The sequence below is a fragment of the Vibrio casei genome (genome assembly GCF_002218025.2).
GTDB lineage: Bacteria > Pseudomonadota > Gammaproteobacteria > Enterobacterales > Vibrionaceae > Vibrio > Vibrio casei.
Genome location: NZ_AP018680.1, coordinates 706,629 through 727,296 on the forward strand (window position 1 = coordinate 706,629; position 20,668 = coordinate 727,296).

Below are 20,668 nucleotides of genomic sequence, written 5' to 3' on the forward strand. Positions count from 1 at the left end.
ACTTGGGTATCGTTAGATTATTATATTTACAATTGAGGAATTTGGATGAAATCGTTAAAAATCGTATTGGCAGGCAGCTTATCAATATTTGCTTTGATGGGGTGTACCACTGTTGAAGAGAGCCCTAAATCTGAAGTCAAAACGACAACATTGGTTAATGGCATTGAAGTGACAAGTGTGGCATATAAGTGTCGAATCAATCAATCAGAAAGTGAACTTCAAGGTAAACTTGAACAACCATTTTTGATTGAGTTTTCAAAGAATGACCAAGCGCTATTAGTTGCCCATGAAGGTTCTTATCCATTGGTGAGGGTGAGGTCGGCTTCTGGCTCTAAATATGAATCTTTAGATAAAAGGAACATGTTTTGGGGAAAAGGTAACCAAGCCAGTATTACCTTTAATAACGAAACCTTTACCGATTGCTTTACCGTAAAATAAAGCTGAGATTGCAGAGTAAAAGGGTAGATAACCATGTTTCTGCCTTTTTATTGCTTTTGAATAAGTATTTTGGGGATAAAACAATCGTGATTATGGTTGGTATCTTACCGTATATCGAGCCGGTTTGTGATTCATCGTCAGAGTAATATTCAAAATAATTGCGCCTAGTATTGATAATGCAATGATCCAGCCAGAAACAAAAAGCAGCGAAGCTAATACGATGCTGCAATCCAAAATAAGCTGTGTTTTTCCTACTGATATTCCTGTTCTATCTTGAATTAATAAACACATGACATTAAAGCCCCCTAAGCTGGAACGATGACGAAATAAAATCAACATCCCTATGCCGATTAATAACCCACCTGCGACAGCGCAAAAAAGATCGTTAATGAGGTTGAATTGGATCACATAATGTAAGTTATCGGCAAAAAGGGAAACGAGCGCTCCCGAGAGTAAACTATTCATCGCAAACTGTCGGCCAAAACGCTGCCAAGCCAAGGCATAGAAGGGTAAATTAATAAAAAAGTAAAGCGTTCCAAAAGACAATAGGCTCAATTGACTGAGTAATAATGCTAAGCCTGCTGTACCTCCTGTGAGTAATTGTGCTGACGATAAAAAAAATACGCCTAGGGCAACCATAAAACTGCCAACGATAAGTGCAATGCCATCTTCTTTTTTTGAGTGTTTTTCCATCATTTATACAGTCAAGTTATCCATAACTGATGAGAGAGTAATAATGAATGTTCTTTTTTGAAAGTTCCGCACATAAATTGATGTTAAGTTCGTGTATTTTAAATTTTACATAAATGTAAAGTCGAAAGCGCTTTTTTATACTTATATTGTGTGATATTCCATCACTATTAAGTTTCTTCACTTTGGCTATGTGCTTTTTGCGTGTAGAAATTTCGTATTGATACTTTCTGATATGGATCAAATTAGGTAGAATAGCGCCATCTTATTGCGGTGACGAAAACGTTTGCGTTTGGTGGGTTGCTGCTTTTTGTAGAAATTAATCTTTTTATATGAATATGAGTTTTCGCTCATGTATCAATTTTTGAGAACTTTCAGCCTATCTGAGTCAGGAGATACAAATGCTTAAGCGTGACATGAACATTGCGGATTATGATGCGGCGTTATTTACCGCTATTCAAGAAGAAACACTTCGTCAAGAAGAGCATATTGAGCTTATCGCTTCAGAAAACTACACAAGCCCACGTGTAATGGAAGCACAAGGTTCTCAACTTACGAACAAATACGCGGAAGGTTACCCTGGTAAGCGTTACTACGGTGGTTGTGAGTTTGTTGATAAAGTCGAAACATTAGCGATTGAGCGTGCTTGTGAATTATTTGGTGCAGAGTATGCGAACGTGCAACCTCACTCTGGTTCTCAAGCAAACAACGCGGTTTATATGGCGCTATTAAATGCGGGTGATACTGTTTTAGGTATGAGCCTTGCACACGGTGGTCACTTGACTCACGGTTCTCCTGTCAACTTTTCTGGTAAGCTTTATAACATCATTCCTTACGGTATTGATGAAGCGGGTCAAATCAACTATGAAGAAATGGAGGCTCTTGCTATCGAGCATAAGCCGAAAATGATCATTGGTGGTTTTTCTGCGTATTCTCAAGTATGTGATTGGGCGCGTATGCGTGAAATCGCAGATAAAGTGGGTGCTTATTTCTTTGTTGATATGGCGCACGTTGCAGGTTTGATTGCCGCAGGCGAATATCCAAATCCAGTTCCACATGCCCACGTTGTCACGACTACAACGCATAAAACCCTTGCTGGTCCTCGTGGCGGTTTGATTCTTTCAAATGCAGGTGAAGATCTGTACAAGAAACTGAACTCTGCTGTCTTCCCTGGTGGTCAAGGTGGTCCTCTAATGCATGTTATCGCAGCAAAAGCGGTGGCGTTCAAAGAGGCATTAGAGCCAGAGTTTAAAGCTTACCAATCTCGAGTTGTATTAAATGCAAAAGCAATGGTTGCTGAGTTTATTGCTCGCGGCTACAACATTGTTTCTGGTTCGACTGAAAATCATTTGTTCCTTGTCGATTTAATCGACAAAGACATTACAGGTAAAGAAGCGGATGCTGCATTAGGTTCTGCCAACATCACGGTAAATAAAAACTCAGTACCGAACGATCCACGTAGCCCATTCGTAACATCTGGTATTCGTGTAGGTTCGCCATCAATTACTCGTCGTGGTTTTACGGAAGACGACGCGAAAAATCTTGCTGGCTGGATGTGTGACATTCTAGACAACATGGGTGATGAGTCTGTGATTGAAGCGACTAAGGCTAAAGTATTAGATATCTGTAAGCGCAAGCCTGTTTACGCATAATTGGTTTGAGAGTCGTCACTGCACAATTTTCACTGGGATACTGGTACTGAAATAGCAGTGTAGAAATATGAAGCCCCAATGGTTTGCTCATCATTGGGGTTTTTTATACCCTTAGTATTTGAAGCTGCAGTTTTTATTGCTTTGGTTATACTAAATAGACATCAAGAATAAAAAGGATCGCTTATGTTGTTTACTTGGATTAAGCATTGGATAGCTCGTTATGATCGTTGGTGCGAGGAGCTCGGGTTAACACCGGAATACAAACGTAGTTGCTGCGTTCATAAGGTTGACCCTGCACATGGTCAAGCGAAATATGAACAAGTAGACGAAAAGAAAGATCCTAAAAAAAGCCTCCAAGCTTAATGAATGGTTCTTCATTATCATTGGTTGATACGCATTGTCACTTTGATTTCTCTCCCTTTAATGACACACAAAAAGAGCTTGCGAGTGCACAAAAAGCGGGTGTGCATAGTATTATTATCCCTTCTATTGGTGAAAGTAATTGGTATCATACTCAACAGCTTGCTGAGCAATATTCTCCGTTGTATTACGCACTTGGCTTGCATCCATACTTTATTGGCCAACATAATGACAATGCCCTCGAACAATTAAGAGTTTGTTTAGATTCCCGAACCGAAAAATGCGTAGCGGTTGGAGAGTGTGGTCTGGACTTTATGCTTGATGATAATCGATTAATACCAGAGTTAATCGATAAGCAATTTAGGTTGTTTGATGCCCAGATCCAGCTTGCTATTGAATATGAATTACCTCTTATTTTACATGCCCGTCGTTCTCACGATAAGGTTTTGCAACGTCTACGCCATTTTAGACCTAAAAAAGGTGGCGTTATTCACGCTTTTTCAGGAAGTTACCAGCTGGCAATGGAATATGTGAAATTAGGATTCTATATTGGAGTTGGTGGTGTGATTACTTATCCAAGAGCTAAAAAAACACGAGATACTATTGCGAGGTTACCGATATCAAGTTTACTACTTGAAACGGATGCTCCTGATATGCCTCTGTCGGGATTTCAAGGGCAAGCGAATCACCCCTCCCAAGTCTTAGGGGTTTTTGAGTCATTATGTTTACTTAGAAAAGAAGATAAATCTGAACTTGAGCGATGCCTGTTTCATAACAGTTGTGAATTATTTGCGATCCAGTTATAAATTTAACGAGCTTTGTGCAATCGTTTGCTTTGTTGTCAATATATAAAAAGCAATCGATTGGTGATATAGATCACGTTGATTTATGTTTTTCACGATTTTTTCATTAACTAATGTGACCTTGGTATTACTTTGTTAGTAATTGTCAGAGTATAATCGCCACCGCTTTTAGTTAACGACATTTTAATTTTTATAACTCAACACAACAAATAAGGAAGCCATATACCATGAGCCTGGTTATGAGCATCGTTGGTATGATCGTTTTACTGCTTATTGCAGTTTTACTATCTGACAACCGCAAAGCTATTAATTTAAGAACTGTTGGTGGCGCATTTGCTATCCAATTCCTGCTTGGTGCATTTGTACTGTACGTTCCTTGGGGAAAGGATGTACTAAATGCAATGACAAATGGCGTTCAATATGTCATTGATTTCGGTAATGAGGGGATTGGGTTCCTATTTGGTAACCTTGTTAACTTCTCTGTTGATGGAATTGGTTTCATTTTTGCGTTTAAAGTTTTACCAACTATCATTTTCTTCTCTGCACTTATTTCTGTGCTTTATTACCTAGGTATTATGCAACTGGTCATTAAAGTGCTTGGTGGTGCATTGCATAAAGCATTAGGAACTTCTCGTGCAGAATCTATGTCTGCAACGGCGAATATTTTTGTTGGTCAAACCGAAGCACCTTTGGTCGTTCGTCCATTTGTTCCTAAAATGACGCAATCTGAATTGTTCGCAGTAATGTGTGGTGGTCTGGCTTCTGTGGCTGGTGGTGTAATGGCCGGTTATGCCGCAATGGGCGTTCCTCTTGAGTACTTAATTGCCGCATCTTTCATGGCCGCTCCTGGTGGTTTATTGTTTGCGAAAATTATGAAGCCAGAAACCGATGAGCCAATTGATCAGCTTGAAAACATTGATCAAGCGGGTGAGGATAAACCTGCTAACGTGATTGATGCCGCAGCAAGTGGTGCATCTTCTGGTTTGCAACTTGCTCTAAACGTCGGTGCAATGTTGTTAGCGTTTGTTGGTCTTATCGCATTAATTAACGGTATTTTAGGTGGCGTTGGCGGTTGGTTTGACATGCCTCACCTAACGTTAGAATTAATTTTAGGTTGGTTATTTGCACCATTAGCATTCTTAATCGGTGTACCGTGGTCTGAAGCAACGCTTGCTGGCTCATTCATTGGTCAAAAAGTGGTGGTTAACGAATTCGTGGCTTACTTAAACTTTACCCCTTACTTACAAGATGGTGCGGCGGTTGTGTTGTCTGAAAAGACAAAAGCAATCATTTCATTCGCACTATGTGGTTTTGCTAACCTTTCTTCCATTGCGATTCTATTAGGTGGTTTGGGTAGCCTTGCTCCTAACCGCCGTAAAGACATTGCACGCATGGGTATGAAAGCTGTTGCCGCGGGTACATTATCTAATTTAATGGCTGCGACAATTGCTGGTTTCTTCCTTACGTTACAAGCAATGTAAGTTAAGGTTTCTTTATATAGACGCCATGACGATAGAGTTTAAAGCCGTAGCATTATTTGCTACGGCTTTTTGTTTTTAATATGGGAGACAGAAAAGAGTAGTAGGTTGCTCAAAAAGCCTAGCAGGAACATTTACCTTGAGTTCTTTTTGAGATACAAACCGTTTGCGTTCAGGATAATCACTGACCAAATGGGATTAATCAGTATAATCATCAGTGAATTCTTACTAAATGGAATGAAGCTTAGAATGAAACTAAGTGGTTTAGTGAGATATGTTCACAACACATGATGTGTTAGCAGCCAGTTATCCGGCTTTTCTGGTGATTTGGTTGGCGGTGACAAGGATTGCAATTAGCCCATTATAGGTGCTAAGTCTTCAAGGAACCAAGTCCGTTCATTTCAGACAGCTTGGTAGGGTTCTTATAAAGAATGAGAATCACACTACACTTGTTGAAGTTGTATAAATCAACACCTCAAGTGTCCACTGAGTTGTCATAATAATTTTTTGATATCGGAGATAGAAATGAGCGATTTACAAGCAGCGGCGTTACGTGCACTAAAATTAATGGATCTCACCACGTTGAATGAAGACGATACGGATGAGAAGGTGATTGCTCTTTGTAAAGCAGCAAAATCACCGGCTGGTAATACGGCCGCCATTTGTATTTATCCACGTTTTATTCCGATTGCGAAGAAAACATTACGTGAACAAGGTACACCAGACATTCGTATTGCAACGGTAACAAATTTTCCACACGGAAATGATGACATTGAGATTGCGGTTGCTGAAACGAAAGCAGCGATTGCTTATGGCGCCGATGAAGTCGATGTGGTTTTCCCTTACCGTACGCTGATTGCGGGCGATGAAAAAACCGGTTTTGAATTAGTGAAACAATGTAAAGCCGCTTGTGGTGATGTTTTACTGAAAGTCATTATTGAAACGGGCGAGTTGAAAGAAGAAGCTTTAATAAAACGTGCGTCACAGCTTTCTATCGAAGCGGGTGCAAACTTCATTAAAACGTCAACGGGTAAAGTACCGGTTAATGCAACGCCAGAATCGGCTGAAATTATGCTCAATGTAATTAAAGATATGGGTGTTGCTAAAACAGTTGGATTTAAGCCTGCTGGAGGCGTTCGTACCGCTGAAGATGCTCAAGAATATCTAGCGATGGCCGACCGTATTTTAGGTGCGGATTGGGCGGATAATATGCACTATCGTTTTGGTGCATCTAGCCTACTTGCTAATCTACTGAATACGCTTGGTAAAGGCGAAAAAGCGGCGGAAGGCGGCTACTAATCCGATGTAACTCTCAAAGTGTTGCCCGTATTTTATGGACAACACTTTGGTTTCCCGTTTCTATTTCAATAGGATAGTGCTATGTATCTTCCTCAAGAAATTATCCGTAAAAAACGTGACAATGAAGTGTTAAGCGCTGAAGAAATCAATTTCTTTATTCAAGGTGTTGCAAATGACATCATTTCAGAGGGCCAAATTGCGGCTTTCGCGATGACTATTTTCTTTAATGAAATGACCATGGAAGAACGGATTGCATTAACATGCGCGATGCGCGATTCAGGTATGGTTATTGATTGGTCTCACATGAACTTTTCTGGGCCTATTGTTGATAAACATTCAACAGGGGGAGTGGGGGATGTGACTTCTTTGATGCTAGGAGCGATGGTCGCGGCTTGCGGTGGTTTTGTTCCCATGATCTCTGGTCGTGGTTTAGGGCATACTGGTGGAACGCTTGATAAACTAGAGTCAATTCCTGGCTATAACATCATGCCTTCGAATGAAAAATTTGGTGAAGTAACGAAAGATGCTGGCGTAGCAATCATTGGCCAAACCGGTAATTTAGCGCCTGCGGATAAACGTGTGTATGCGACTCGAGATATTACCGCAACTGTGGATAATATTTCGTTAATTACCGCCTCTATTCTATCGAAAAAATTAGCTGCCGGTCTTGATTCATTGGTGATGGATGTCAAAGTGGGTTCTGGCGCTTTCATGCCAACCTATGAAGCTTCTGAAGAATTGGCACAATCGATTGTTGCCGTCGCTAACGGTGCAGGAACGACTACCACTGCTATTCTTACTGATATGAACCAAGTGTTAGCTTCATCGGCAGGTAATGCCGTTGAAGTACGTGAAGCCGTTCAGTTTCTAACCGGTGAAAAAAACTCACGCGGCGAAATACGGAATCCACGTTTACTTGATGTCACTATGACGCTTTGTGCTGAAATGCTGGTATTAGGAAAGTTAGCGGAAAATACCGACCAAGCACGCGAAAAACTGCAAGCGGTGTTAGATGATGGTAGCGCGGCGCACTGTTTTGGTAAGATGGTTTCAGGCTTAGGTGGCCCAGAGGATTTCATCCAGAATTACGATGCTTACTTGCCTAAAGCGGAAGTGATTAAGCCTGTTTATGCGACAAGTACAGGTACAGTGACCGCGATGGATACTCGTGCTATTGGAATGGCTGTGGTGTCAATGGGTGGGGGGCGTAAAGTTGCGAGTGATAAAATTGATTATGCAGTTGGTTTTGATCAATTCATTCGCTTAGGTGAAGTCGCGGATTCACAAACACCATTAGCGATGATCCATGCTCGAACAGAAGAGCAATGGCAACAAACCGCAGATGAATTACAACAAGCGATTACGCTATCGGACGAGGGATATCAACCTACGCCGACTATTTATCGTCAAATCCGAGCTCAAGATCTGTAATTGATCGGTTTAGTTTGGAAGGAGATTTAATCATGAAACGTGCAATTATTTTAGTGCTTGATTCTTTTGGTGTTGGTGCCACGCAAGATGCCGTTAAATTCGGTGATGTAGGTGCGGATACTTTAGGTCATATTGCCGAGCAATGTCATAAAGGGCTTGCCGATAATGATCAACGTAGTGGTCCATTGCATTTACCTAATTTATCTAAATTAGGTTTAGGTAAAGCCGGACAAGAATCGACAGGGACCTTCCCTATTGGTTTAGATGAAGATGCTGAGATCACTGGCGCATATGGCCATGCCGCTGAGCTTTCCTCTGGCAAGGATACGCCATCTGGTCACTGGGAAATTGCCGGTGTGCCGGTCTTGTTTGATTGGGGATATTTCTCTGATCAAGAAAACAGCTTCCCACAAGAGTTATTAGAAAAAATTGTAAAACGTGCCAATTTGAAAGGATATTTAGGTAACTGCCATTCATCCGGTACGGTGATTTTAGATGAGCTTGGTGAAGAGCATATGAAGAGTGGGAAACCTATTTTCTATACTTCGGCCGATTCAGTATTCCAAATTGCGTGTCATGAAGAAACCTACGGTTTAGATAACTTACTTGAGTTGTGTGAAATCGTTCGTGAAGAACTTGAACCTTACAATATTGGCCGAGTGATTGCTCGTCCATTTATTGGTGCAAAAGCGGGTGAGTTTGCTCGTACGGGCAACCGTCATGATTTGTCACTTGAACCGCCTGCACCGACCGTATTGCAAAAATTGGTCGATGAAAAAAATGGCGAAGTGGTCTCGATAGGGAAAATTTCTGATATCTATGCCGGCTGTGGCATTACACAGAAGTTCAAAGCTACAGGGCTTGAAGCTTTATTTGATGCCACGCTAGAGCAAGTTAAAGCTGCGGGTGATAATACGATTGTTTTCACCAACTTTGTGGATTTTGACTCGTCGTATGGCCATCGTCGTGATGTGGCAGGGTATGCTGCAGCATTAGAATACTTTGATTCTCGATTACCTGAGATTCAAGCGATTTTAAAAGAAGATGACGTATTAATTCTAACGGCTGACCACGGTTGTGATCCAACATGGCCTGGTAGTGACCATACACGTGAGCATATTCCAGTATTGGTTTCTGGTCCGAAAATTCCCGCGGGTTCATTAGGCCGTCGTGATACATTTGCTGATATTGGTCAAAGCTTAGCTGAGTACTTTGGTACTTCGGATATGGAATATGGTAAGTCGTTTTTATAAACGAAAACAAACCGATATAAAGACAATAATTTATTTTAATTGCTGCATGAATGTATGCAGTGAATGAAAACTTATAAAGGAAATAAACATGGCAACTCCACATATTAATGCTGAAATGGGTGATTTTGCAGACGTTGTGATCATGCCGGGTGATCCGCTACGTGCACAATACATCGCTGAAAACTTCTTAGACAACGCGGTTCAAGTTTGTAATGTTCGTAACATGTTTGGTTATACAGGAACGTATCAAGGCCGTAAAATTTCAGTTATGGGTCATGGTATGGGGATAGCATCTTGTTCTATCTATGTAACTGAGCTGATCAAAGATTTTGGCGTAAAGAAAATCATTCGTGTAGGTAGTTGTGGCGCGGTAAGTGATAGCATCAAGTTGCGTGATGTTGTGATTGGAATGGGCGCTTGTACCGATTCAAAAGTAAACCGTATGCGTTTTAAAGATCATGATTTCGCAGCCATTGCTGATTATGAAATGGTGCGCAATGCAGAAGAAGCAGCAAAAGCTCGTAGCATTGATGTTAAAGTGGGTAACTTATTCTCAGCAGATCTGTTTTACACTCCTGATCCTGATATGTTCACGGTGATGGACAAATACGGCATTCTTGGTGTGGAAATGGAAGCGGCTGGTATTTACGGTGTAGCCGCTGAATATGGTGCGAAATCTGTTGCTATCTGTACGGTATCCGATCACATTAAATCTGGCGAGCAAACGACTTCAGATGAACGTGCAACAACGTTTAATGACATGATTCATATCGCACTTGATTCAGTATTGCTTGGTGATAAGTAATCGGCGAAGGAATACTTCGCGTTAAGTATTCATAAACGTCAAATTTTAATTGGCGATAAAGATTAAAAAGCCCCTTGCTTGATAGAAGCAAAGGGCTTTTATTTTTTTGAGAGGTAATAGAGTTTATAAATCTTTCAATAGGATATTTTCAACTTGATCTTTTGGCTTATAAAGCAATAACAAGCACAATAGAATGCCACTAATAAAACTTAAAATAAGCATCATATACATAAGATGGTCGCTGTTACGGTAGCGATGATCTGAAATTGCAGTCACTTTACCTTTTTCGAACGTAATACGAATAAAGCCGATCATACTGCCATCACTGAATACAGGTTTCACTAATTGTTCTCGGCCTATTGATGCTGTTTTTAATGGGGTATCTAAACCTAAAATTTCACGAACGCTTTGAGCTCCATCACTTGAAACTAATCGAATCCCCTCTGCGTTATAAATGGTGGCATCTAATACGAGTCTATCTGAAGAGATTTGATTTGCTAACTTTAATAATGCATCTTGGTCATCATTAACAATCATGTCACTAGCAGATAATGCTGATTGGGTAATTAATAAATTAGTCAGTGTTTCTAATTGTTGATTTTGAATGTTTTCGTTATCTCGGCTGATTACAAAACTATTAATAATGGTGTAAGCAAACATACCACCAAGTAATAGGATAGCGGAGAAACGTAAAAAAACTCGCCAAGAAAATAAGGAAGTTTGCATTTATTATTACCTTAAAATACGGTCGATAATTCAACCAAAAGTCGGTTTTTTATGTATTTACTAGTTTGGGACTTGCGTTAGTAAATTGCAATAGGGTAAGTTGCTTAGCATTGGTGTGTTTGCTTTGAGCCAATATGGGACGCAATAATGTGTTTTTGTACTTTGTTTATTGATTCTGTTCATTGGATAGAAACGCACAAAATTAACAACTTAAAAGGCGAGATAACATGGATGTAACCACCACATTGAAGATTCAGAAAAGTATGTCGCTTATAAAGCGTTTGCCCGAATCTCATTTATATTCAAGCTTGGATAAGCAAAAAGCACAATGGATTGTTTTTAGTGAGCATCTCGCTATTAGCGACTTTGATCGTATTGATTCCTTTACTGGGCGTTTTAATCCTGTTTTGGACTCTTGGAAAGTTGGCCAGTATGAAGTGGCCTTGATGGGGGGGGAGCTTATCCCTGAAATGGTTGAATTTATTCACGCCCTTGGCTTGGATTGTGCTTCGATCAGTGTATTACCAGAGTTAGCGAAACCAGGTTTAATTGTAATGGATATGGATTCCACTGCTATTCAAATCGAGTGCATTGATGAAATTGCTAAGTTAGCCGGAGTGGGAGAGCTCGTTTCTGATATTACAGAACGTGCGATGCAAGGCGAGCTTGATTTTGAAGCTAGCTTACGTGAAAGAGTTGCCGCTTTAAAAGGGGCGGATGAATCTATATTGGCTAAAGTTCGTGACACTTTACCATTAATGCCTGATTTGCAAGAGATCGTAAATACATTGAAAGCTTTAGGTTGGAAAACCGCAATAGCCTCAGGAGGTTTTACGTATTTTTCTGATCACTTAAAAGAAACATTAGGTTTAGATTTCGCTCAATCGAATACGCTTGAAATTGTTGATGGTAAACTGACAGGTAAAGTATTAGGTGACATTGTGTCGGCTGAAACTAAAGCGGATATTTTGGTGACTTTAGCCGATGAGTATGATGTTGAACAACATAATACGGTTGCCGTTGGTGATGGTGCTAATGATCTGGTGATGATGGCTACGGCAGGTCTTGGTATTGCCTACCACGCTAAGCCAAAAGTAGAGCAACAAGCCAAAACCGCGATTCGTTTTGCGGGCTTAGGTGGCGTTTTGTGTATTTTATCGGCCGCTTTAGTACAGCAAAAGCGTATTAGCTGGAAAGCGATACCATAAATTATTACTGATTTTGTAGTAATGATTATAGTGAAAGATGATAAATACCGATCCTGATTTTTAATGCAGAGCCTGCTCTGCTTTTTTATTTCATATTTATATTGAGAGACCTTCATGGCGACAAAAGCAAAACGCGCATATGTCTGTAATGACTGTGGTGCCGATTTTCCAAGATGGCAAGGGCAATGCAATGCTTGTGGAGCATGGAATACCATAACTGAAGTGCGTCTTGCTGCATCTCCTCAAGTTGCTCGCAATGAAAGGTTATCTGGTTATGCCGGATCGGTTACTGATCTTAAAGTTCAGAATTTAGCGGATATTGATCTGCAAGAAGTGCCTCGTTTTTCAACCGGATTTAAAGAGTTTGATCGAGTGCTTGGTGGGGGGATTGTTCCCGGTTCTGCGGTACTTATAGGCGGTAACCCTGGAGCCGGTAAAAGTACGCTGTTACTTCAAACTGTGTGTCGTTTAGCTTCTCAAATGCCGACCTTATATGTCACTGGTGAAGAATCGCTACAACAAGTCGCAATGAGGGCTTCTCGCTTAGGTTTGCCTAAAGAAAACTTGAAAATGCTATCGGAAACGAATGTTGATAGCATTTGCCAAATTGCCGAATCAGAAAAGCCGAAAATAATGGTCATTGATTCCATTCAAGTCATGCATGTGGCCGATGTGCAATCTTCTCCGGGAAGTGTTTCGCAAGTTCGTGAGTCGGCAACAACGTTAACGCGTTACGCTAAACAAAATAATGTAGCGGTTTTTCTCGTTGGTCATGTTACTAAAGATGGTACTTTAGCAGGGCCTAAAGTATTGGAACATATTATTGATTGCTCTGTGTTACTGGATGGAAGTGCGGATAGTCGATTCAGAACATTGCGCAGTCATAAAAACCGTTTTGGTGCAGTCAATGAACTTGGCGTCTTTGCCATGACAGGACAAGGACTAAAAGAAGTCAGTAATCCTTCGGCGATATTTTTATCTCGTGGAGAGGAGGAAACATCGGGTAGTTCAGTCATGGTTGTATGGGAAGGTACTCGGCCACTGCTGGTGGAAATACAAGCGTTGGTTGATTATTCGCAATTGTCTAATCCTCGTCGTGTGGCCGTTGGCCTTGATCAAAATCGATTATCGATGCTGCTTGCTGTTTTACATAAGCATGGCGGCTTACAAATGGCGGATCAAGATGTTTTCGTCAATGTGGTTGGTGGCGTAAAAGTCGCAGAAACCAGTGCTGACTTAGCGTTACTCATGGCGCTTTTGTCCAGCTTTAAAGATAGACCGCTACCTAAAGATGTGGTCGTATTTGGTGAGGTGGGTCTTGCTGGTGAAATTCGCCCCGTACCAAGTGGGCAGGAGCGTTTAATGGAGGCGTATAAGCATGGCTTTAAAAAAGCGATAGTACCCGCAGCAAATATGCCAAAAGGTGGGATTGATGGAATGCAAATCCATGGTGTAAAAAAACTCTCTGAAGCAATTGATGCTTTCGATGAATTATAAAATATAAAAAGAAGTATTAATTCATTTTCTTTAAATACCCTAATCCTAATTGATTCATTTGTGTTTCAATCCAGTCCACTCTTTGCCAGACATATGGTGTCGGCTTATTGACATTAAATTTATAGGGGTTTGGTAATACTGCCGCCAGTCTAGCGGATTGAGATGACGATAATTGGTTCGATTGAATACCAAAGTAATGCTGACTTGCGGCTTCGACGCCAAAAATCCCTGGGCCAAATTCAACAATATTTAAATATATTTCAAGTATTCTTTGCTTGCCCCATTCAAATTCGACCAAAATACTCAAATAGGCTTCGACGGCTTTGCGAACAAGATCCTTCCCAGACCATAGAAATAGGTTTTTTACCGTTTGTTGAGTGAGAGTACTCGCGCCTCTAAAACGTTCTCCTGAAATCATGTCAGAGATGGCTTTTTGGGTCGAGTGAAAATCGACGCCATGATGATCTGGAAAACGTTGATCTTCTGAGGCGATAACGGCCAATTGCATGTAAGGTGATATCTGGTCTAAAGTGACCCAATCTGATGGTGGGCGTTGTTGATATTGTGATGGTGGAAAAAAGTCACGTTGTAATTGCCAGCTCCAAATAACTGGATTGACAAATTTAAGGGGTAAAGTGATCAGAATAGAAAAAACAAAGAAAAAGAGAATTGATCGTATTAACCATTTTTTGAACCGCTTACCCATGAATAGTCCTTTTGGGATGATTTTTCACATCAATGATTGAGATAACTGAGAATAAAGTGAAGTATTGTTAAATGCGAGGTTCTAGTACAAAGATGACGATGAATTTACTTAATTTGGCGTTATTGTGCACCTTTTATGCTCTCATCTGAGCGTGCATTTTTCATTACATTCATCCTGATAGTTTATTTTAGTATTGCCTATTACCCCTGTTATTCAATGTTATTTTATTGATTTTTATAAGGGGATTGATAGTAGTATTGCGATTAAACGTCCATATTAAATTGTAGTTAGTTTAGTGATTTAAGCGTTTAAATTCGCGTAAAAAAGATTTTTTATCCAAATGCGAACAGGGGATATCAGTCTTGACAGATTGTGTTATACTCTGCGCGAACTTTATATCCTATTAATAGAGTAAGACAATGACTGACTTATCAAAATACAGAAACATTGGTATTTTTGCCCACGTTGATGCGGGTAAAACGACTACAACTGAGCGTATTCTTAAGCTTACAGGTACCATCCATAAAAGTGGTGAGACGCATGACGGCGAATCAACGACTGACTTCATGGAACAGGAAGCTGAGCGCGGTATTACTATCCAATCTGCGGCAGTAAGTTGTTTCTGGAAAGACCACCGTTTCAACGTAATCGACACCCCTGGACACGTTGACTTTACAGTAGAAGTATATCGTTCTCTTAAAGTTCTTGATGGTGGTATCGGTGTATTCTGTGGTTCTGGTGGTGTTGAGCCGCAATCAGAAACTAACTGGCGTTATGCGAATGACTCAGAAGTTGCACGTATCATTTTTGTAAACAAACTGGACCGTATGGGTGCAGATTTTTACCGTGTTACAGAGCAAGTGAAGAAAGTACTGGGTGCAACTCCACTTATCATGACTCTACCAATCGGTATCGAAGATGAATTTAAAGGTGTTGTAGACGTTCTTTCTCGTAAAGCCTATATCTGGGACGAAACTGGTCTTCCAGAAAACTACACTGTTGAAGATGTTCCTGCGGACATGGTTGATGATGTAGAACAGTACCGTGAAGAGATGATCGAAACGGCTGTTGAGCAAGACGACGAACTGATGATGGCTTATATGGAAGGTGAAGAACCTTCAGTTGAAGACATCAAACGTTGTATCCGTAAAGGTACTCGTGACCTAGCATTCTTCCCTACATACTGTGGTTCTGCATTTAAGAACAAAGGTATGCAATTAGTACTTGATGCGGTTGTTGATTACCTACCTTCTCCAACGGAAGTGAATCCTCAACCTCTTATGGATGAAGAAGGTAATGAAACGGGTGAGCATGCTATCGTTTCTGCTGATGAAACATTTAAAGCGTTAGCATTCAAAATCATGGATGACCGCTTTGGTGCGTTAACTTTCGTTCGTATCTACTCTGGTAAATTGAACAAAGGCGACACCATCTTGAACTCGTTCACAGGTAAAACTGAACGTGTTGGCCGTATGGTTGAGATGCAAGCGGATGAGCGTAAAGAACTGACTTTCGCACAAGCGGGCGACATCATCGCTATCGTTGGGATGAAGAACGTGCAAACAGGTCACACTCTTTGTGATCCTAAGCACCCAGTAACACTTGAACCAATGGTGTTCCCGAACCCAGTAATTTCGATTGCTGTACAGCCTAAAGATAAAGGCGGTTCTGAAAAAATGGGTGTTGCGATCGGTAAAATGGTTGCAGAAGATCCAACGTTCCAAGTTGAAACTGATGAAGAGACTGGCGAAACCATCCTTAAAGGTATGGGTGAGCTTCACTTAGACATTAAAGTAGATATCTTGAAGCGTACTTACGGTGTAGATCTTATTGTTGGTCAACCACAAGTTGCTTACCGTGAAACTATCACTAAAGAAGTTGAAGATAGCTACACGCATAAGAAACAATCTGGTGGTTCTGGTCAGTTTGGTAAAATCGATTACCGTATTAAACCAGGTGAGCAAAACACTGGCTTTACGTTTAAATCAGTAGTTGTTGGTGGTAATGTACCGAAAGAATTCTGGCCTGCTATTGAAAAAGGCTTTAAGTCTATGATGAATACTGGTGTTCTTGCAGGATTCCCAGTACTTGACGTTGAAATAGAACTATTTGATGGTGGTTTCCACGCAGTCGATTCATCTGCAGTAGCATTTGAAATCGCAGCGAAAGGTGCATTCCGTCAATCTATGCCTAAAGCTGGTGCTCAACTTCTTGAGCCAATCATGGCGGTAGACGTGTTTACTCCTGAAGATCACGTTGGTGATGTTATCGGTGACCTTAACCGTCGTCGTGGCATGATCAAAGACCAAGAAGCAGGCGTAACTGGTGTTCGCATTAAAGCAGATGTACCGCTTTCTGAAATGTTTGGTTACATCGGTTCTCTACGTACAATGACTTCTGGTCGTGGTCAGTTCTCTATGGAGTTCGCACACTACGCACCTTGTCCTACTAACGTAGCTGAGCAAGTAATTGCTGACGTTAAAGCACGTAAAGAAGCTGAGAAGAAGTAATTCTTAACCGCTTTTTAATACTTAATAAAAACCCGCTAGTGATAGCGGGTTTTTTATGCCGATAACATTTTAAATGGCTGAATTTACAGCGTATTCAGAGCCCCATTTATCTTTTTAAATCAATGTAAAGGTTTTCCACTTTAGTTCTAGCCCATTCCGTTTTACGTAGAAATTTAAGGCTTGATTTAATACTTGGATCGGATGTGAAGCAACGGATATTGATCATTTCTCCCAAACGCTCCCACCCATAATGTTCAACCAACTCTATTAAGAGCTTTTCAAGAGTGATACCGTGTAAAGGGTTATTTGCTTGGGACATGAGAAAACCTAATGAAAATAGAATGCAGCAGATTATAGCAGCCACTGCGTTCTATTTGGATATTCTCTTTATTTATTTTATTGAAACTTTTAGTCCTCCCAAACAACTAGCTTATCTTTCGGCCATGCAGCGCCGATGTCATGGTATTTTTTCTCTAAAACATGACGTTTGATTTTTAAGGTTGGAGTTAACACGTTATTTTCAATCGTCCAGGGTTCTTTGATCATCAACACGCCTTTTATTTTGGCATGTGACTCGAGATCGGCATTAATCATTTCAATTATCTTAATGGTTTTACGTTCATATCGTTTACGATCAAAGTTTTTAAATGAATGAGGAATTACTAGCAAAATTGGAGCAGGTAAACCAAGACCAATCAAGCACATCATTTCAACTCTTGAGTGTTCAAAGATCTTCTTCTCTATAGGGACGGGTGAAACAAACTTCCCTTTGGATGTTTTGAAGGTGTCTTTCTTGCGACCTTCAATGGATAGATAACCTTCATCATCAATATTGCCAATATCGCCAGTGTGAAGCCAGCCATCATTATCAAATGATTCTTTAGTGGCTTCTTCATTTTTATAATAACCCGCAAATAAACCATTACCCTTGACCATGATTTCTTGATCACTGGCAATTTTGATATCGACGCCTGGCCCTGCGGTTCCTACCGTGCCAATTTTATCTGCTCGGAATGGGTAGTTGATGGTGCTGTAGGCAAAGGTTTCAGTCATTCCCCACGCCTCGGTTATATTCATTCCAATACTGTGATACCAATGAAGTAAAGCTGGGGATATAGGTGCTGAACCACAGCCGAGAACCCTTGCTTTATCTAGCCCTAAACCAGCGATGATTTTTTTCTTTACGATGTTATTTAAGAACGGAATGGCCAATAAAATATTCAATTTACGTTGCGGCATTTTTTCAAGAATACGCTGCTGGAAGACTGTCCATAAACGAGGAACAGAAATAAAGAGAGTAGGCTGATGAGCTTTAACATCATCAATAAAGGTATCAAGGTTTTCTGCAAAACCAGTTGGTACACCACCTAATACGGAACTTCCGAACACATAAACTCGTTCTGTTATATGGGCAAGAGGAAGATATGAGAAAAGCCGATCATCCGCTTCAAGGCCAATATGCTCTACAATTTTTGATGCGCACCATGCGAACCCACCATAAGTCAGCATTGCCCCTTTAGGTAGACCAGAGGTGCCAGAGGTATAAACGATCGACATTAAAGTATCGCTACTATGTTCTGGACGCTCCTCGCTAGGAGGGTGGCTATCGACTAACTCATCAAATTGATGTTGGCAAGCTGGGACACCTTGATAAGGTAAACCAATGGAAATAAGGTCAGAGAACTTATTTAGTATTTCAATGGTGGCTTTATCGTCATCCAGTTTTCCGACGATAATCGCTTTTGCTTCACTGTGTGTAATACAGTGCTCAATAGTATCGCTGCCTGCCGTTGGAAAAATAGGTACGCTAACGTAGTCACCGAGCATTAGTGCTAAGTCAGTAATAAACCATTCAGCACAATTTTTAGACAGTAAAGCGATTTTATCTTTAGGTTTTAACCCAAGGCCACGTAATGCTGAAACCAAACTTAGTGCTTGATCAGCCACATCAAAATAGGTGAACTCTTTAATCTCACGATTGATTGGCTGGGTTAAATAGACATCATTAGGTCGTTCTTGTGACCATTTAAGGATCATCTCATGTGGCAAGACCAATTCTGATATTGGATTTTGGTTTATTTTATTCATAACGTAGGCCTCACGGTAGATTTCAAGGTAGTTGACCAGATTTTCTAATTATGCGGCTCTTTTTTGACCGCCATGTTCATTATTGTCTGCGCTTTTGGGGTTGAGTGTTACCGAACCAACGGGTGACCAGTCGCGAGTCTCCCTTGCCCAACGTTCAGGATGCTTGGCTTTCGCCTGCTGATACATAGTATGTCGCTTCGCCAGCACTGTTGTATCTAAGTTTCTGTGTCTTTCTGCTGGAGTGACGAACTTAATCGCGCTGTGGTGATGCTCGTTGTTGTACCAGTTTACAAAATTCAGTATCCATTCACGTGCGTCTGCCAGCGTTTCGAAGCCATGCTCCGGATAGTTAGGCCGGTACTTAGCTGTACGGAACAATGACTCTGAATAGGCATTGTCATTACTCACGCCCGGACGATTGAAGGACGTTCGGATGCCCATTTCATCAAGCTTTGCACGCAAGGTGAGTGACCTCATGGGAGCCCCGTTGTCAGAATGTAAATAATGAGGCTTCACGAAACAGCGTTCACCGAAGGTGGCTCGCTCAATCAGCTGAGAAGCAAGCGTTCCGCATTCGCAGTCATGGACTTCCCAACCCACAATTTTGCGACTGTAGATATCAATGACCATATAAAGGTACCAGTACAGACCACGAACCTTCGCGGGCAGATAACTGATATCCCAAGTCCAGATCTCATTGGGCTTTGTCGCCACATGAGAAGCGGGCTCCGTCGTAGGCTGTGGCGGTTTCGTCCGTCCTCGATGATGCAGTTGGTCGTTATCTTTCAGCACACGATATATGCTTGACTCGCTGGCGATATATTCTCCCTGATCGGCCAGTTTTGGCACGATTTGACTGGGGGGTAAGTTGGCATAGTCGGCCTCATTGCAGACATTCAAAATATGCTGACGCTCTTTCTCTGACAGCTTGTTTTTGGGCTCTGGTCTGATAGCCAGAGGACGAAGATCGGGCAACACATGACCCTGTGACGTACGCCAGCGGCGCAAGGTTCGCTGTGGAACTTGCATAAGGTCTGCAGCCTTGTACTGAGGCGCGCCATTAGCAACCGCTTCATCAAAAAGCGCCAGCAATGTCTCGCGCATATCGAGAGGAGTCAGTCCTCCTCGCTGTCGCTCCCATACAAGGCCTTGAGCTTTTTTGACAGCACCAATAGCGCCGCCGTTTCTGCCAGGGCTTTGTCTTTACGATGCAGCTCTGCTTCCAATTTTCGGATACGCTTTTTATCCGCTCTACGCGCTGTCTGCTCTGCTTTCTTAGATTGCTCAGCTTGACCCGCACCGCTGATACAAGCGAGTTTCCACGCTTTAACTTGTTCAGGGTACAAACCTTTCTGGCGACAATACTGGCTAAGCTCAGTTTCTGACAAACTGGCGGTTTCGATGACGGTGGCGAACTTGGCTTCAGCTGACCAATGTTCAGAATTTTTTTGATTACCTGGCACAGGTTTACCTTCGGAGCGGAGTTTATTACGCCAATTGTATAACGTTGCTTCGCTGATGTGATCCTCCGCAGCAACTTCTGGAATGGTTTTGTTATGCGGTGGCAGTAGCTTCTTCAAGATGGCAGCTTTTCTTTCTTCGGAATATCTCGGCATAGTGTCCTTCGTTAGCCCTCCATTACTGGATTTTTGGGCGATCTAAGATCTGGACAACTATCCTGACACCGGGGGCTCATTTACATTCTATTAACACTTTTAGCTTGT

18 protein-coding genes are annotated in these 20,668 nt (G+C 41.4%); 12 read left to right on the top strand and 6 right to left on the bottom strand.

Features of this window, described 5'->3' with window-relative positions:
* Positions 1–45 precede the first annotated feature (45 nt).
* Positions 46–438 carry an MliC family protein gene (locus VCASEI_RS03435; RefSeq protein ID WP_086961533.1) on the top strand — a complete coding sequence of 131 codons (393 nt, stop codon included), beginning with the start codon at positions 46–48 and terminating at the stop codon, positions 436–438.
* Between the two features lie 90 nt (positions 439–528).
* On the opposite strand, the gene VCASEI_RS03440 is transcribed toward VCASEI_RS03435, so the two are convergent.
* On the bottom strand, positions 529–1,131 hold the full coding sequence (locus VCASEI_RS03440; protein WP_086961711.1) for a YitT family protein: 603 nt from the start codon (positions 1,129–1,131) through the stop codon (positions 529–531).
* A 398-nt stretch (positions 1,132–1,529) separates the two neighbouring features.
* Here VCASEI_RS03440 and glyA point away from each other — a divergent pair, with 398 nt between their 5' ends.
* The 8 genes from glyA to deoD all read left to right on the top strand — a co-directional run bounded on the left by glyA (position 1,530) and on the right by deoD (position 10,209).
* The gene (gene glyA, locus VCASEI_RS03445) at positions 1,530–2,780 is read left to right on the top strand and encodes a serine hydroxymethyltransferase (protein ID WP_086961531.1); all 1,251 of its coding nucleotides are present in this window, start codon (positions 1,530–1,532) and stop codon (positions 2,778–2,780) included.
* A gap of 186 nt (positions 2,781–2,966) precedes the next feature.
* On the top strand, positions 2,967–3,143 hold the full coding sequence (locus tag VCASEI_RS03450) for a DUF5363 family protein (RefSeq protein WP_441351682.1): 177 nt from the start codon (positions 2,967–2,969) through the stop codon (positions 3,141–3,143).
* Complete coding sequence (locus VCASEI_RS03455; RefSeq protein WP_086961527.1) at positions 3,143–3,946, top strand: TatD family hydrolase; 804 nt, start codon at positions 3,143–3,145, stop codon at positions 3,944–3,946. Before VCASEI_RS03450 ends, VCASEI_RS03455 begins: the two co-directional genes overlap by 1 nt.
* 224 nt (positions 3,947–4,170) lie before the next feature.
* Positions 4,171–5,424: a NupC/NupG family nucleoside CNT transporter gene (locus VCASEI_RS03460; RefSeq protein WP_086961525.1), complete on the top strand. Its 1,254-nt coding sequence runs from the start codon at positions 4,171–4,173 to the stop codon at positions 5,422–5,424.
* 522 nt (positions 5,425–5,946) lie between these two features.
* Entirely contained in the window at positions 5,947–6,720 is a 774-nt protein-coding gene (deoC, locus tag VCASEI_RS03465) for a deoxyribose-phosphate aldolase (protein WP_086961522.1), read from the top strand.
* A gap of 81 nt (positions 6,721–6,801) precedes the next feature.
* Positions 6,802–8,151, top strand: coding sequence for a thymidine phosphorylase (deoA, locus tag VCASEI_RS03470; protein ID WP_086961521.1), 1,350 nt, complete (start codon positions 6,802–6,804; stop codon positions 8,149–8,151).
* Between the two features lie 32 nt (positions 8,152–8,183).
* On the top strand, positions 8,184–9,404 hold the full coding sequence (gene deoB, locus VCASEI_RS03475) for a phosphopentomutase (RefSeq protein ID WP_086961519.1): 1,221 nt from the start codon (positions 8,184–8,186) through the stop codon (positions 9,402–9,404).
* 88 nt (positions 9,405–9,492) lie between these two features.
* Positions 9,493–10,209, top strand: coding sequence for a purine-nucleoside phosphorylase (gene deoD, locus VCASEI_RS03480; RefSeq protein ID WP_086961517.1), 717 nt, complete (start codon positions 9,493–9,495; stop codon positions 10,207–10,209).
* 123 nt (positions 10,210–10,332) lie between these two features.
* Here the strand turns inward: deoD and VCASEI_RS03485 are convergent, their stop codons facing one another.
* Positions 10,333–10,935 carry a YtjB family periplasmic protein gene (locus tag VCASEI_RS03485; protein ID WP_086961515.1) on the bottom strand — a complete coding sequence of 201 codons (603 nt, stop codon included), beginning with the start codon at positions 10,933–10,935 and terminating at the stop codon, positions 10,333–10,335.
* A gap of 227 nt (positions 10,936–11,162) precedes the next feature.
* On the opposite strand from VCASEI_RS03485, the gene serB reads away from it, so the two are divergent.
* Both serB and radA read left to right on the top strand, forming a co-directional pair.
* The gene (serB, locus tag VCASEI_RS03490; protein ID WP_086961513.1) at positions 11,163–12,143 is read left to right on the top strand and encodes a phosphoserine phosphatase; all 981 of its coding nucleotides are present in this window, start codon (positions 11,163–11,165) and stop codon (positions 12,141–12,143) included.
* A 114-nt stretch (positions 12,144–12,257) separates the two neighbouring features.
* Positions 12,258–13,640: a DNA repair protein RadA gene (gene radA / locus VCASEI_RS03495; RefSeq protein WP_086961511.1), complete on the top strand. Its 1,383-nt coding sequence runs from the start codon at positions 12,258–12,260 to the stop codon at positions 13,638–13,640.
* Between the two features lie 16 nt (positions 13,641–13,656).
* Here radA and mtgA read toward each other — a convergent pair whose 3' ends face one another.
* A complete protein-coding gene (gene mtgA, locus VCASEI_RS03500; protein WP_086961509.1) occupies positions 13,657–14,346 on the bottom strand; it encodes a monofunctional biosynthetic peptidoglycan transglycosylase in 690 nt (229 codons plus the stop codon).
* A 419-nt stretch (positions 14,347–14,765) separates the two neighbouring features.
* On the opposite strand from mtgA, the gene fusA reads away from it, so the two are divergent.
* A complete protein-coding gene (gene fusA / locus VCASEI_RS03505) occupies positions 14,766–16,856 on the top strand; it encodes an elongation factor G (protein WP_086961507.1) in 2,091 nt (696 codons plus the stop codon).
* 106 nt (positions 16,857–16,962) lie between these two features.
* Here fusA and VCASEI_RS03510 read toward each other — a convergent pair whose 3' ends face one another.
* From VCASEI_RS03510 to VCASEI_RS03520, 3 genes are all read right to left on the bottom strand, one after another.
* Positions 16,963–17,175, bottom strand: a complete 213-nt coding sequence (locus VCASEI_RS03510) for a VF530 family protein (protein ID WP_089110545.1) — start codon at positions 17,173–17,175, stop codon at positions 16,963–16,965.
* A gap of 89 nt (positions 17,176–17,264) precedes the next feature.
* Positions 17,265–18,944, bottom strand: a complete 1,680-nt coding sequence (locus VCASEI_RS03515; RefSeq protein ID WP_086961503.1) for an AMP-binding protein — start codon at positions 18,942–18,944, stop codon at positions 17,265–17,267.
* 48 nt (positions 18,945–18,992) lie between these two features.
* A protein-coding gene (locus VCASEI_RS03520; protein WP_110957768.1) for an IS3 family transposase occupies positions 18,993–20,560 on the bottom strand; the annotation gives its coding sequence in 2 pieces (ribosomal slippage) (positions 18,993–20,107 and positions 20,107–20,560; 1,569 coding nt in all).
* Between the last annotated feature and the right edge of the window lie 108 nt (positions 20,561–20,668).